Origin of the sequence: Microbacterium sp. 11MF, assembly GCF_000383475.1 — a bacterium.
Classification (GTDB): Bacteria; Actinomycetota; Actinomycetes; order Actinomycetales; family Microbacteriaceae; genus Microbacterium; species Microbacterium aquilitoris.
The window spans coordinates 252,917-266,606 of the sequence record NZ_KB911459.1; the positions used below are offsets into that span (position 1 = coordinate 252,917).

Here is a 13,690-nt window from a genome sequence, read left to right on the forward strand (position 1 = left end):
TGATTCCCATGCACCAGACTTCTCGCACCGGCATCCTGACATCGTCGTGAGCGACGTCATCATCCCCGTCGGCGTCGGCTGAGCCGTAGCTCCACGGAAAGCTGGGAATAGCCCCAGCCCCGTGCTCGTTGGAGCTTCATGTCGGTGACGTGCACGCCAGGGGAGAGGAGCGCGATGATCGCAACAGTGGATGCGCCCGAACTCGCCGAATGGGCGGACGTAGACTTGCGGGCGATGAACGATCAGGCGGTCGAAGACCCGCGTACCCAGTTCGAGGAGCAGGCGCTCCCCTTCATGGATCAGCTCTACGCAGCGGCGATGCGGATGACCCGCAACCCCGCCGATGCGTCGGACCTGGTGCAGGAGACCTTCGTCAAGGCCTTCGCCGCCTGGGCGTCCTTCACGCAAGGCACGAACCTCAAGGCGTGGCTGTACCGGATCCTCACGAACACGTACATCAACACGTACCGCAAGAAGCAGCGCGAGCCCTACCAGGGCACCATCGACGACCTCGAGGACTGGCAGCTCGGCGGCGCGGAATCGACGACGGCGTCGTCGGCGCGGTCGGCCGAAGCCGAAGCGATCGACCACATGCCGGCATCCGTCGTCAAGGATGCGCTGCAGTCCCTTCCCGAAGACTTCCGACTGGCCGTGTACCTCGCGGACGTCGAAGGGTTCGCGTATCAGGAGATCGCGGACATCATGAAAACCCCCATCGGCACGGTCATGAGCCGTCTGCACCGAGGCAGACGCCAGCTCCGCGACCTGCTGTCCGACTATGCGAAGGAGCGTGGCATCGAAGTGCCCGCCACAAGGAGTGCGAAATGACCGACTGCGGTTGCGATAAAGCCCAGAAGGATCTCGAGGAGTACCTGCGCAACGAGGTCTGCAACACCCGTCACGCCGACATCACCGAGCACCTCGAGAACTGCGCCGCCTGCCGGGACGAAGCCCTCGTGGCGACGACCCTGACAGCCGTCGTCGCGCGTGCCTGCAAGGAGGCCGCGCCCGAGGATCTGCGTGACCAGGTGCTGGCGCGTCTGCGTGCGGAGCAGGCCACCCACCACTGACGTCTCAACCGTCGATACGAAGAAGGCCCCGCCGAGGCGGGGCCTTCTTCGTACTCGGGATCAGAAGCCGAGCGCCTGCTCCATGATCTCGGCGTGCTGGCGCGCGTGGACCTTCGGCGATCCGGTGGCGGTGGATGCCGCCGAAGACCGCGAGATCCGCTTGATCGTGCGCCCGTGCAGGTGCTTCACGACCTCGAGGGCGATGAACGGCCAGGCGCCCTGGTTCTCCGGCTCCTCCTGTACCCAATACAGCTCCGCGTTCGGGTAGCTGTCGAGGACCGCGTTGAGCTGCTCGATTGGAGCCGGGTAGTACTGCTCCAGCCGGACCAGTGCGACCTTCTCGTTCGGGTTCTTCTCGAGCTCCGCAGCGAGGTCCCAGTGGATCTTGCCGGCGTGCAGCAGCACGCGGGTGACGGACTCGCGGTCGAGGGAGCGGTGGTCGTCGATCACCGGCTCGAACTTGCCCTCGAGGAAGTCGTCGACCGAGCTCGTCGCGTTCCGCAGGCGCAGCATGGCCTTCGGCGTGAAGACCACGAGGGGCCGGCGCGGACGGGCGTAGGCCTGGCGACGCAGCAGGTGGAAGTACGACGCGGGCGTCGAGGGGCGGGCGACCGTCATGTTGTCCTGCGCACACATCTGCAGGTAGCGCTCGATGCGGGCCGACGAGTGGTCGGGTCCCTGGCCTTCGTAGCCGTGGGGGAGCAGGAGCACGACACTCGACTGCTGGCCCCACTTCTGCTCAGCGGAGGAGATGAACTCGTCGATCACCGACTGCGCCCCGTTGGCGAAGTCGCCGAACTGGGCCTCCCACAGGGTGAGGGTGTCGGCTCGTTCGACGGAGTAGCCGTACTCGAAGGCCATCGCCGCGTACTCGCTGAGCAGCGAGTCGTACACGTAGAAACGGCCCTGGTTGTCGCTCAGGTTGGCGAGTGGCAGCCATTCCTGGCCGTTCGCCCGGTCGTGCATGACGGCGTGACGCGTCACGAACGTGCCGCGACGGACGTCCTGGCCGGCCAGGCGCACGTTCGACCCCTCGACGAGGAGCGAGCCGAAGGCGAGCAGTTCGCCGAAGCCCCAGTCGATCTTGCCGTTGCGGCTCATGTCCTGGCGCTTGTCGAGCAGCTGCTGGAGCTTCGTGTGCACCGTGAAGCCCTCGGGCTTGTTCACGAAGGCGTCGCCGATGCGCTCGATGACGTCGCGGCTGACGGCGGTGGAGTCCGGCTCGCCGACGGCGGGCTCCGCCGGGGCGTCGGCGCTGACGACGGGCGAGGTGCCGGTCTGCGCCGCGTGGATCTCGGCGAAGGCGATCTCGAGGCGGTTCTGGAAGTCCTGCTTCGCCTTGTCGTACTCCTCCTCGGTGATGTCGCCGCGTCCGACGAGGGCCTCGGTGTAGAGCTTGCGGACCGAGCGCTTCGCCTCGATGAGGTTCGTCATGAGGGGCTGCGTCATCGAGGGGTCGTCGCCCTCGTTGTGGCCGCGGCGCCGGTAGCAGACGAGGTCGATGACGACGTCGCGGTTGAACTCCTGGCGGTAGCGGAAGGCGAGCTCGGCGACGTGCACGACGGCCTCGGGGTCGTCGCCGTTCACGTGAAAGATCGGTGCCTGGATCGTCTTGGCGACGTCGGTGGCGTAGATCGACGTGCGGGCGTCGAGCGGGAGGGTCGTGAAGCCGACCTGGTTGTTGACCACGACGTGGACCGTGCCGCCGGTGCGGTAGCCGCGCAGGCGCGACATCTGCAGCGTCTCCATGACGACACCCTGGCCCGCGAAGGCCGCGTCGCCGTGGACGAGGATCGGGAGCCACGAGAACGATCCGATGGGGAGGCGGTCCTGCTTGGCGCGGACGATGCCCTCGAGGACGCCGTCGACGGTCTCGAGGTGCGAGGGGTTCGCGGCGAGGTAGACGGGGAGTTCTTCGCCGCCGTCGGCGACGAAGGTGCCCTGGGTGCCCAGGTGGTACTTGACGTCGCCCGAGCCGCTCTTGGAGCCGACGGCCACCGATCCCTCGAACTCGCGGAAGATCTGGCTGTAGGTCTTGCCGGCGACGTTGGTGAGGACGTTGAGGCGACCGCGGTGCGCCATCGCGATGGCGGCTCCGTCGAGGCCCTCGGATGCCGCGCCCTGGAGGATCTGGTCCAGCAGCGGCACGAGCGACTCGCCGCCTTCGAGGCTGAAGCGCTTCTGGCCGACGAACTTGGTCTGCAGGAAGGTCTCGAAGGCCTCGGCCTCGTTCAGCTTGCCGAGGACGCGCAGCTGCTCGTCGTGGCCGGGCTTCTGGTACTTGACCTCGAGGTTGTCCTGGAACCACTTGCGCTGCGTCGGGTCCTGGATGTGCATGTACTCGACACCGACGGTGCGGCAGTACGAGTCGCGCAGGATCCCGAGGATGTCCCGGAGCTTCATCGTGCGCTTGCCGCCGAACCCGTTCGTGACGAACTCGCGGTCGAGGTCCCAGAAGGTCAGCCCGTGGTTCTCGATCTCGAGGTCGGGGTGCGTGCGCTGCACGTACTCGAGGGGGTCGATGTCGGCCATCATGTGGCCGCGGACGCGGTAGGAGTTGATGAGCTCCTGGACACGTGCCGTCTTGTCGACGCGCTCGGCGATGTCGACCTTGATGTCGCTCGACCAGCGGATGGGGGAGTACGGGATGCGGAGGGCCGCGAAGATGTCGTCGTAGAACCCCTCCTGGCCGATCAGCAGCTGGTGCACGATCTTCAGGAACTCACCCGAGCCGGCACCTTGGATGACGCGGTGGTCGTAGGTGCTCGTGAGGGTGATGGTCTTGCCGATGCCGAGCTCGCCCAGCGTCTTCTCGCTCGCGCCCTGGAACTCGGCCGGGTAGTCGAGGGCGCCGGCGCCGATGATGCAGCCCTGACCCTTCATCAGACGCGGCACGGAGTGCACCGTGCCGATCCCGCCGGGGTTGGTGAGGGACACCGTCGTGCCCTGGAAGTCGGCGGCGGTCAGCTTGTTCTTGCGGGCGCGCTGGACCAGGTCCTCGTAGGCGGTCAGGTATTCGCCGAAGGTCAGAGTCTCGGCCTGCTTGATGCTCGGCACCATGAGGGCACGCGTGCCGTCCGGCTTCGGAAGGTCGATCGCGATGCCCAGGTTGATGTGAGCGGGGGCGACGACCGACGGCTTGCCGTCGACCTCGGCGTAGTAGACGTTCTGCGTCGGGAAGGCCTTCAGCGCCTGGATCAGCGCCCACCCGATGATGTGGGTGAAGCTCACCTTGCCGCCGCGCGTGCGCGACATGTGGTTGTTGATGACGATGCGGTTGTCGATCATCAGCTTCGCGGGGATCGTGCGAACGCTCGTCGCCGTCGGGACGGTGAGCGACTCGTCCATGTTCGCGGCGAGGGTCTTGGGCAGGCCGCGGAGCGGGGTGACCGTGTCCTCGAGGGTCGCCTTCTCCGCGGACGGGGCGGCCTTGGGCGCCTCGGCGGGGATCGGCTGCGGTGCCGCCGGGCGTGCGGTGGTGCGTGCCACGGGCTGCGCGCCGGTGGCGGCGGGGCGGGCCTCGGCGGCGGAAGCGGATGCCGCAGGCGTCGGGGCGGCGGGGGCGGATGCCGTCGGTGCCGCAGCCTCGGCGGGAGCGCCCGTCGACGGGGCGTCGGGGGTGTAGGCCTCGAGGATCGGCCACCACTCCTTGTCCACCGAGTTCTTGTCGCGGCTGTACTGCTCGTACAGCTCTGCGACGAGCCATTCGTTGGCTCCGAACTCCCCGTCGCTCGTAGTTCCCACGCCGGTCGCCTGACTGGACACGGTTCCGCCTGCTTTCGTCGTCGACGTTCGAAATTGTGCGGGCCTCGCGCGGCCTCGCGCACAGACGTCAAGGGTATCCCAGGTTGTCCCCCCTCCGACCCGCGCCGACGGCCCGGACACGGGGGTTCCGCGTCGCCTAGCGTGGGTGTATGCACTTCTCCGGCGAGCGACCCGCAGGCGACCTGACCTACTCCGACGTGTTCCTCGTCCCCCGACGATCGGATGTCACGAGTCGACTCGACGTGGACCTCTCGCCGGGCGACGGCACGAGCGCCACGATCCCGATCGTCGCGTCGAACATGAACTCCGTCACCGGCCCGCGGCTGGCGGCGACGCTCGCCCGGCGAGGCGGTCTCGCCGTCCTGCCGCAGGACATGGCGTTGCAGGACGTGGATGCCGGCATCCGCTGGGTGAAGGAGCAGCCGGTGAGCTGGGACACGCCGCTCGTCCTGTCGCCCGACGCGCTCGTCTCGGACGCGGCTGCCCTTCTCCCGCCGTCCTCGGGGCACGGCGTCGTCGTGACGTCCGCCACGGGGCGGATCCACGTCGACGACATCCTCGGCATCGTTCCGGCCGAGCGGCTCGGCACGGCTCTGCCCGATGCGCGCCTCGGTGACCTGGTGCGCGGGCGCGCGGCATCCATCGACGCCGACGACGTCGACACCGCCCGGGCCGCCTTCGACCTGCTCATCGCGGCGGATGCCGACCTCGTCACCGTGCTGCAGCACGGCCATCTCGTGGGAACCCTGTCGCGGCGGACCGCCTTGCGCTCGTCGCTCTACCGTCCCGCCGTGGACGCCGACGGGCGCCTCATCGTGGCAGCCGCCGTCGGGATCAACGGCGACGTCGCGGCGAAGGCCCGCGCGCTCGCCGCCGCCGGCGTCGACGCGCTCGTGGTCGACACCGCGCACGGGCACCAGGAGAGCATGATCCGTGCCCTCCGCGCGGTCGCTGCGGAGGACCTCGGCCTCCCGATCGTCGCGGGGAACGTCGTGACCGCCGAGGGTGTCCGCGACCTCGTCGAGGCCGGCGCCACCATTCTGAAGGTCGGGGTCGGTCCCGGCGCGATGTGCACCACCCGCATGATGACGGCCGTGGGGCGTCCGCAGTTCTCGGCGGTGCTCGAGACGGCCGAGGCCGCCGCCGCGGTCGGCGCGCACGTGTGGGCGGACGGCGGCGTCCGCTACCCCCGCGACGTCGCCCTCGCCCTGGCGGCGGGCGCGGCATCCGTCATGATCGGGTCGTGGTTCGCCGGCACGATCGAGGCGCCCGGTGACCTCCGGGTCGACGCCGAGGGTCGCGTGTTCAAGGAGTCGTGGGGCATGGCCTCGACGAAGGCCGTCCAGGGCCGGTTCGGCCGCCTCGACCCGTTCGAGCGCGCGCGCAAGGAGCTGTTCGCGGAGGGCATCTCGTCGTCGCGGATCTACCTCGACCCGCTCCGGCCGAGCGTCGAGGACCTGCTCGACATGATCACCTCGGGGGTCCGGTCGTCCTTCACCTACGCGGGCGCGGCGACCGTGCCCGATTTCCACGAGCGGGCGACGGTCGGCTTCCAGTCGGCGGCCGGGTACGAAGAAGGCAAGGCTCTGCCGGTCAGCTGGTGAAAGAGCGCACGCGCGCGAGGCGCGCGGTGCCGTAGAATCGTCCCCACAATGGACGACCCTCCCAGTAGACCTTCGCCCCACCGACCCTGCTCCCCGATGATCGGGGGTGACGTGTGATGGACTACGTCATGTTGGGCGTGGGGCTGCTCCTGACCGTGGGAACCGGCCTGTTCGTGGCCAGTGAGTTCGCACTCGTCAACCTCGATCGCGCCGACCTCGAAGCGCGCCGCGCCGCCGGTGAGAGCCGACTCTCTCTCACGATCAACGCGCTCCGGATCACGTCGACGCACCTCTCGAGCGCGCAGCTCGGCATCACGCTGACCACGCTCCTCACCGGTTACACGATGGAACCGGCGCTGTCGAACCTGCTGGATCCGGTGTTCCGCGTCTGGGGTCTTCCCGAAGCGGCATCCCGCCCCATCTCGACCGTGATCGCCATGGCGACCGCCACGATCTTCTCGATGATCATCGGCGAGCTCGTGCCCAAGAACTTCGCGCTCGCGGTTCCCCGCCAGACGGCGAAGCTCGTCATGGGGTTCCAGACCGTCTTCACGACCGTCTTCAAGCCCGCGATCCAGCTGCTCAACGGCAGCGCGAACGCGGTGCTGCGGGCCATGGGCGTCGAGCCCAAGGAGGAGCTCTCCGGCGCGCGCACGGCAGAGGAGCTCTCGAGTCTCGTCCGGCGCTCGGCGAGCGCGGGCGTCCTCGAGAAGGACACCGCGTCGCTGCTCGATCGCACGCTGACCTTCTCGCGCCTGACGACGGCCGACGTCATGACCCCGCGGCCGAGCGTCCACGCCGTCGCCGCGGACGACAGCGTCGAAGAGGTCGTCCAGCTCGCCCGGCGCACCGGCCACAGCCGGTTCCCCGTCTACGGCGAGTCGATGGACGACATCACGGGCATCGTCCATCTGAAGCAGGCCGTCTCGGTGCCGCGCGAGCGACGCGCCGACGTGCCGGCCGCCGCGATCGCGGAGGAGCCGCTGCGCGTCCCCGAAGCGGTGCACCTCGACGGGCTGATGTCGGAGCTGCGCTCCCGCGGTTACCAGATGGCGATCGTCGTCGACGAGTACGGCGGCACCGCCGGCGTCGTCACCCTCGAGGACCTCGTCGAGGAGATCGTCGGCGAGGTGCTCGACGAGCACGACCGCAACCGCGCGGGCGTCGTCCGCGGCAAGGGGTCCATCGTCTTCCCCGGTGACCTCCGACCCGACGAGGTGCTCGACCGCACCGGCATCCGCGTCCCCGAGGGGGACGTCTACGACACGGTCGGCGGCTTCATCATGGCCACACTGGAACGCATCCCCTCCGTGGGCGACCAGATCACCCTCGACGACGGGACCATCACCGTGCAGCGGATGGACGGTCGCCGTGTCGACCGCGTGAAGTTCGTGCCCGCTCCCGTGCCGGTCGGCGCTGAGACGGAGAGGGGTGAGCGGCGATGAACGACTGGGCCGGAATCGCGTGGCTCGTCGTCCTCCTCGTGGCGAACGCCTTCTTCGTCGGCGCGGAGTTCGCCGTCATCTCGGCGCGACGATCGCAGATCGAACCGCTGGCCGAGAAGGGGTCGCGGTCGGCCAAGACCGCGCTCTGGGCGATGGAGCACGCCACGCTCATGCTGGCGACGTGTCAGCTCGGCATCACCATCTGCTCGCTGCTCATCCTGAACGTCTCGGAGCCGGCGATCCACCACCTGCTGGCGGTGCCGTTGGAAGCCATCGGCCTGCCGTACGCGGTCGTCGACGTCACGGGCTTCGTCATCGCGCTGCTGCTGGTGTCGTACCTGCACGTCGTGTTCGGCGAGATGGTCCCCAAGAACCTCGCGTTCTCGCTGCCGGATCGCGCCGTGCTCCTGCTCGCGCCCCCGCTCGTGTTCGTCTCGCGGGTGTTCCACCCGATCATCGTGGCGCTCAACTGGATCGCGAACCATATCGTGCGGCTGTTCCGCGTCGAGCCGAAGGACGAGGCCGCCTCGACCTTCACGCTCGACGAGGTCGCGACGATCGTCAACCAGTCCCGCATCGAGGGCGTGCTCGACGATGCGTCAGGCGCGGTTGCGATGGCGGTCGAGTTCACCGACAAGAAGGCGAAGGATGTCGCGGTTCCGCTCTCGGAGCTCGTCACCCTGCCCGAGAACACCACGCCCGACGAGATCGAGCGGGCCGTCGCCCGGCACGGGTTCTCGCGGTACGTGATCGTCGACGACGAGGGGATGCCGCTCGGTTACGTCCACCTGAAGGACGTGCTGCGCGCGGCCGAGGGGGACGACTCCGAGAACACCGTCGCGCAGCCGATCAAACCCAAGCGGATCCACCACATGATCCCGATCGGCGAGACCACCGACCTCGAGGACGCGCTCGCGCTCATGCGTCGCTCGAGTCGGCACCTCGCTCAGGTCCGCGACACGGCGGGGGAGACGACCGCGGTGCTGTTCCTCGAGGACATCATCGAGGAGCTCGTCGGCGAAGTGCACGACGCGACGCGCCGCCTCTGACCAGGCTCAGCGCCGGCGGGCGCGGAGGTACTGCGGCGGCCACAGCGTCGCAGCCTCCGCGTCGCCGAGGTCGTCCGCGGCCTGCAGGGCGAAGTTCGGGTTCCGCAGCCAGCCGCGGCCGATCATGACCGCATCGGCGAGGCCGTCCTGGAGGACGGCCTCGGCCTGCGGGCCATCGAGGATCTCGCCGACCGCCGTCACGAGGAGCCCGGTCCGTTCGCGGACGGTCGCCGCGAACGGGACCTGGTACCCCGGTCCCGTCGTGATCTTCTGGTGCGCGACCAGTCCGCCCGTCGAGATGTCGATGACGCTCGCGCCGCGCTCGCCGACCCAGCCGGCGACCGTCGCGGTCTCGTCGACGCCCCAGCCGCCGTCGGCCCAATCGGTCGCCGAGAAGCGCACCGCGAGGGTGCGGCGGGGCGCGGCATCCCGGACCGCGTCGACGACGCGGAGGAGGAGGCGGGCGCGGTTCTCCAGCGACCCGCCGTACTCGTCGGTGCGCTCGTTCGACAGCGGCGAGAGGAACTGGTGCAGCAGGTAGCCGTGCGCCGCGTGCACCTCGAGCAGGTCGAAACCGGCCTCGTCCGCGCGGCGGGCGGCGTCGCCGAACGCGACCACGAGGGCGTCGATGCCGCTCGCGTCGAGGGCGACCGGCTCGGCGTAGCCGTCGAACGCGACGGCGGAGGGGGCGACGGTCGTCCAGCCGCCGTCGGCGGGGGCGACGCTGCCGCGAGCGTCGTCGAACGGACGGTGCGTCGAGGCCTTCCGCCCCGCGTGCGCGAGCTGCACGCCCGCGAGGGCACCGCGGGAGTGGATCGCCGCGACGATGGGGGCCCAGGCATCTCGCTGCGCGTCGTTCCACAGCCCGGTGTCGGACGGGGTGATCCGTCCCTCGGGCACGACGGCCGTCGCCTCGGCGATGACCACCCCGGCACCGCCATTCGCGAACTGCGCGAGGTGCACGTGGTGCCAGTCGTTCGGCACACCGTCGACGGCGGAGTACTGGCACATGGGCGAGACCCAGAGGCGGTTGCGGGCGGTCGTACCGGACAGCTCGAGCGGGCGGAAGAGGAGGGTCATGAGCGGACTCCGTCGCATAGGGTGGGCGCCATGACGGCGCAGGGGTGGAACGGTGCGGACACGGCAGCGGTCCTCACCGAGCCAACGGCCGACGACGACAAGTATTCCCGCGGTGTGGTCGGGATGCGGACCGGATCTGCCGCGTTCCCGGGAGCTGCGGTGCTCGGCGTCGAGGCCGCCTGGCGCACCGGCGTCGGCATGGTGCGCTACCTCGGACCCGAGCGAGCAGCCGATCACGTCCTCGGCCGTCGGCCCGAGACCGTGACGGCGGACGGCCGCGTGCAGGCGTGGGTCATCGGGTCCGGGACGGATGCCGCCCACCGCTCCGCGCGCGAACGTGCGGCGCTCCGGGGCATCCTCTCCGGCGAGGCACCGGTCGTCGTGGATGCGGGAGCCCTGGACCTGGCCGCCGGAGCACCGGCGCCCGTCGTGGCGACGCCGCACGGACGCGAGCACGCCCGGCTGCGGCAGATGCTGGGACTCGACCCGGAGATCGACGACCCTGCGGAGACGTCGGCCGCGCTCGGCGGTGTCGTCGTCCGGAAGGGGGCGACCACCGTCGTCGCCGCACCCGGAATCGAGCCGATCGAGATCACCGCGCCGACCTCGTGGCTGGCGACCGCCGGGACGGGCGACGTCCTCGCGGGAACCGTCGGCGCCGTGCTCGCGGGTGTCATCGGGCACGGGACGTCGCCGGCCGACCTCGGCGCACTGCAGCGCGCCGCGGCATCCGCCGTCTGGTTGCACGGGCACGCGGCCGCGCTCGCCGTCGCAGCGAACGGCGGCGGACCGATCGTCGCGCTCGACGTCGCCGAGCACCTGCCGCACGCCGTCGCGGCGGCTCTCGCGGGGTGACGCCGGCGCGTCGCCCTAGGCTGGAGGGCGTGACGAACCGCGTGCTGCTCTGGGCCGCGTTCGCCCTCGTCCACCTCTTCGTCGGCGCTCTCGGCTTCCTGCTGCCGAACGAGCCCATGGGCGATGTCTACCGGGTCTACGAACCCTGGTCGCGCGCCGTCTTCTCGGGCGGCGGGATCGTCGGTGTCACGCAGGACTGGGTCTATCCGCACCTCGCGCTCCTGCCCATGCTCCTCGCACACCTGCCCGGAGCGCTCGTCGGGAGCTACACCGTCGGGTGGGCGATCCTCGTGACAGCCGTCGACGGGGTCGCCTTCGCCGTGCTGATCGGCGCCGGACGCTCGCGCGGTCGTCTCACGGCCGCGGTCTTCTGGCTCGCCGCGATCGTCGCCCTCGGGCCCGTCGGGATGTACCGGATCGACGGCGTGTCGGTTCCGCTCGCGATCCTCGGATGCCTGTGGCTGCTGCGCCGGCCGGGTATCGCCGGAGCGCTGCTCGCCGCAGCGACCTGGATCAAGATCTGGCCGGCGGCACTCATCGGGGCGGCCGTCGTCGCCGTGCGTCGACGGAGCGTCATCATCGGGGCCGGCGCCCTCGTCAGTGCGCTCATCCTGGGGATCGTCGTCGCCGCGGGCGGTGCCGACCACGCGCTCGGCTTCGTCAGCGGGCAGACCGGGCGAGGGCTCCAGGTCGAGGCGCCGGTGAGCGCCGTGTACCTGTGGGGCGCGCTGCTCGGAGCCGACAGGTGGACGGTCTACTACGACCAGGGGATCCTCACCTTCCAGGTCACCGGGCCGCTGCTGAGCGTCGTGTCGGCGCTCATGACCCCGGCTCTCGTGCTGGCCGCCGCCGCGGTCGTCGCCATCGGCGTCGTCAAGATCCGGAGGAAGGTGCCGTTCGTGCGGCTCTTCCCCACCCTGGGGCTCGCGCTCACGACCGTCCTCATCGTCGTCAACAAGGTCGGCTCGCCGCAGTTCCAGACGTGGCTGTTCGCGATCGTCGTCTTCGGGCTCGTGGTGGACCGTCGCCGGTGGGTGGCACCCGGCATCCTCGTCCTCGTGTCCGCCGCGCTGACGCAGCTCGTCTATCCCGTGCTCTACAACGGCATCGTCTCGCCCGAGATCGTCGCCGTGAGTGTGCTGACCCTCCGGAACCTCGCACTGGCCGTGCTGATGGTGTGGATGGTCGTGCGCCTGTGCCGTCTCCCCGCCCGCTCCATCCCCTGATCCGGAGGTCCCCATGATCGTCGCCTTCTCCGTCGCCCCGTCCGGGAACGGCAACCCGGACGGTTCCGTCCACGACGCGGTCGCGGCCGCCGTCGCCGTCGTCCGCGCCTCGGGCCTGCCGCACCGGACCACGAGCATGTTCACCGAGATCGAAGGGGAGTGGGACGAGGTGATGGCCGTCGTCAAGGGCGCCGTCGACGCCGTGCAGCCGTTCGGCTCCCGCGTCTCGCTCGTCCTGAAGGCGGACATCCGCCCCGGCTACACGGGGGAGATCGACGGCAAGATCGAGCGTCTCGAGTCCGCGCTCGAATCGATTCGTCCTCAGGAGGGGAGCGGGACTACGATCCCGGAGTGACGTCCGCTCCCACCCGCCCCCGCCGCGCGCTGCTGGCGCTCGCCATCGGCAGCTTCGCCATCGGGATGACGGAGTTCGTCGTCATGGGGCTCCTCCCCGAGATCGCACGCGAACTGCTGCCCACGGCGTGGGCCGCATCGCAGGAGGATGCCATCGCCCAGGCGGGCTGGCTCATCACGCTCTACGCGCTCGGCGTCGTGATCGGAGCCCCGACGATCGCGGCCTCCGTCGCGAAATACCCGCGACACCGGGTCATGATCCTCCTCGCCGGTGCGCTGACGCTCTGCAACGCGCTGACGCTGATCCTGCCGACGTTCGAGCTTGTCGCGGCGTCCCGTCTGCTGGCCGGTCTTCCGCACGGCGCCTACTTCGGGATCGGCGCCCTCGTCGCCGCCGACGTCATGGGGCCGGGCAACCGTGCCAAGGGCATCGCCTTCGTCCTCACGGGACTGACGGTCGCCAACGTCGTCGGTGTACCGCTCGGCACGTTCCTCGGCCAGAACCTCGGCTGGCGCTGGGCGTTCGTCATGGTCGTCGTCATCTTCGCCGCAGCGACGGTCGCGATCGCCCTCACCGTGCCGCACCGAGCCGGTGAGCCGTCGCGGACGCTGCGCGCGGAGCTGAAGGTGTTCCGCATCCCGCAGGTCTGGTTCGCGCTCGGGATCGGCGCGATCGGCTTCGGCGGCTTCTTCGCCGTCTACACGTACGTCTCGCCGCTCGTGACCGAGGCGGCGGGGGCTCCCGTCTGGCTCGTCCCGATCGTGCTCGTCGTGCTGGGACTCGGGATGACCGCCGGGAACCTCGTCGGCGGTCATCTCGCCGACGCCAACCTCGTCCGATCGATGCTCGGGCTCCTCGGCCTCCTCGTGGTCACGCAGCTCCTGCTGGCACTGACGTCGGGCTGGATCGTGACCGTGATCGTCTTCGTCTTCGCGGTGGCGTTCGCCTCGTCGGCGGTGAGTCCCACCGTGCAGACACGGCTCATGGACGTCGCCGGCGACAACCAGTCGATCGCCGCCGCGCTCAACCACTCGGCGTTCAACACGGGCAACGCGGTCGGCGCCGCCCTCGGCGGTGCGGTCATCGCCGCAGGGCTCGGCTACACCGCCCCCGTCTGGGTCGGCCTGCTGCTCGCCCTGGGCGGACTCGTGATCGGGATCGTCAGTGTCACGGTCGAGCGCCGCACCGCGGCGCGAACGCCGGCCGTTCGCTGACACGCTCCGGGGGAGGGCGCAACCCCG

At 70.0% G+C, this 13,690-nt stretch carries 11 protein-coding genes; 9 read left to right on the forward strand and 2 right to left on the reverse strand.

The window, feature by feature from the left end; translation table 11 throughout:
* Nucleotides 1–174 precede the first annotated feature (174 nt).
* The gene (locus H286_RS0101150; protein WP_028497349.1) at nt 175–828 is read left to right on the forward strand and encodes a sigma-70 family RNA polymerase sigma factor; all 654 of its coding nucleotides are present in this window, start codon (nt 175–177) and stop codon (nt 826–828) included.
* The gene (locus H286_RS0101155; RefSeq protein WP_018188697.1) at nt 825–1,070 is read left to right on the forward strand and encodes a zf-HC2 domain-containing protein; all 246 of its coding nucleotides are present in this window, start codon (nt 825–827) and stop codon (nt 1,068–1,070) included. The genes H286_RS0101150 and H286_RS0101155 overlap by 4 nt, the downstream gene beginning before the upstream one ends.
* 60 nt (nt 1,071–1,130) lie before the next feature.
* On the opposite strand, the gene H286_RS0101160 is transcribed toward H286_RS0101155, so the two are convergent.
* A complete protein-coding gene (locus H286_RS0101160; protein ID WP_026303033.1) occupies nt 1,131–4,835 on the reverse strand; it encodes a multifunctional oxoglutarate decarboxylase/oxoglutarate dehydrogenase thiamine pyrophosphate-binding subunit/dihydrolipoyllysine-residue succinyltransferase subunit in 3,705 nt (1,234 codons plus the stop codon).
* 149 nt (nt 4,836–4,984) lie between these two features.
* On the opposite strand from H286_RS0101160, the gene H286_RS0101165 reads away from it, so the two are divergent.
* From H286_RS0101165 to H286_RS0101175, 3 genes are all read left to right on the forward strand, one after another.
* Nucleotides 4,985–6,439 carry a GuaB1 family IMP dehydrogenase-related protein gene (locus H286_RS0101165; protein WP_020096776.1) on the forward strand — a complete coding sequence of 485 codons (1,455 nt, stop codon included), beginning with the start codon at nt 4,985–4,987 and terminating at the stop codon, nt 6,437–6,439.
* Between the two features lie 116 nt (nt 6,440–6,555).
* Nucleotides 6,556–7,884, forward strand: a complete 1,329-nt coding sequence (locus H286_RS0101170; RefSeq protein WP_020096777.1) for a hemolysin family protein — start codon at nt 6,556–6,558, stop codon at nt 7,882–7,884.
* Nucleotides 7,881–8,933 (forward strand): hemolysin family protein, encoded by a 1,053-nt coding sequence (locus H286_RS0101175; RefSeq protein ID WP_020096778.1) that lies wholly within the window; start codon nt 7,881–7,883, stop codon nt 8,931–8,933. Before H286_RS0101170 ends, H286_RS0101175 begins: the two co-directional genes overlap by 4 nt.
* A 6-nt stretch (nt 8,934–8,939) precedes the next feature.
* On the opposite strand, the gene H286_RS0101180 is transcribed toward H286_RS0101175, so the two are convergent.
* Complete coding sequence (locus tag H286_RS0101180; RefSeq protein WP_020096779.1) at nt 8,940–10,013, reverse strand: NADH:flavin oxidoreductase/NADH oxidase; 1,074 nt, start codon at nt 10,011–10,013, stop codon at nt 8,940–8,942.
* Nucleotides 10,014–10,034: 21 nt separating this feature from the next.
* On the opposite strand from H286_RS0101180, the gene H286_RS0101185 reads away from it, so the two are divergent.
* From H286_RS0101185 to H286_RS0101200, 4 genes are read left to right on the forward strand one after another with little or no spacing between them, the layout of a single operon-like run.
* The gene (locus tag H286_RS0101185; protein ID WP_020096780.1) at nt 10,035–10,868 is read left to right on the forward strand and encodes an ADP-dependent NAD(P)H-hydrate dehydratase; all 834 of its coding nucleotides are present in this window, start codon (nt 10,035–10,037) and stop codon (nt 10,866–10,868) included.
* Nucleotides 10,869–10,897: 29 nt separating this feature from the next.
* Entirely contained in the window at nt 10,898–12,094 is a 1,197-nt protein-coding gene (locus tag H286_RS0101190; protein ID WP_020096781.1) for a glycosyltransferase 87 family protein, read from the forward strand.
* Between the two features lie 13 nt (nt 12,095–12,107).
* Entirely contained in the window at nt 12,108–12,449 is a 342-nt protein-coding gene (locus H286_RS0101195) for a thiamine-binding protein (protein WP_018188689.1), read from the forward strand.
* Nucleotides 12,446–13,663, forward strand: coding sequence for an MFS transporter (locus H286_RS0101200; protein WP_020096782.1), 1,218 nt, complete (start codon nt 12,446–12,448; stop codon nt 13,661–13,663). Before H286_RS0101195 ends, H286_RS0101200 begins: the two co-directional genes overlap by 4 nt.
* Nucleotides 13,664–13,690: the final 27 nt, after the last annotated feature.

Coding starts and splice junctions, on each gene's coding strand:
- H286_RS0101195 (WP_018188689.1), top strand. CDS start 12,108: ATGATCGTCGCCTTCTCCGTCGCCCCGTCCGGGAACGGCAACCCGGAC.
- H286_RS0101155 (WP_018188697.1), top strand. CDS start 825: ATGACCGACTGCGGTTGCGATAAAGCCCAGAAGGATCTCGAGGAGTAC.
- H286_RS0101170 (WP_020096777.1), top strand. CDS start 6,556: ATGGACTACGTCATGTTGGGCGTGGGGCTGCTCCTGACCGTGGGAACC.
- H286_RS0101150 (WP_028497349.1), top strand. CDS start 175: ATGATCGCAACAGTGGATGCGCCCGAACTCGCCGAATGGGCGGACGTA.
- H286_RS0101175 (WP_020096778.1), top strand. CDS start 7,881: ATGAACGACTGGGCCGGAATCGCGTGGCTCGTCGTCCTCCTCGTGGCG.
- H286_RS0101165 (WP_020096776.1), top strand. CDS start 4,985: ATGCACTTCTCCGGCGAGCGACCCGCAGGCGACCTGACCTACTCCGAC.
- H286_RS0101180 (WP_020096779.1), bottom strand. CDS start 10,013: ATGACCCTCCTCTTCCGCCCGCTCGAGCTGTCCGGTACGACCGCCCGC.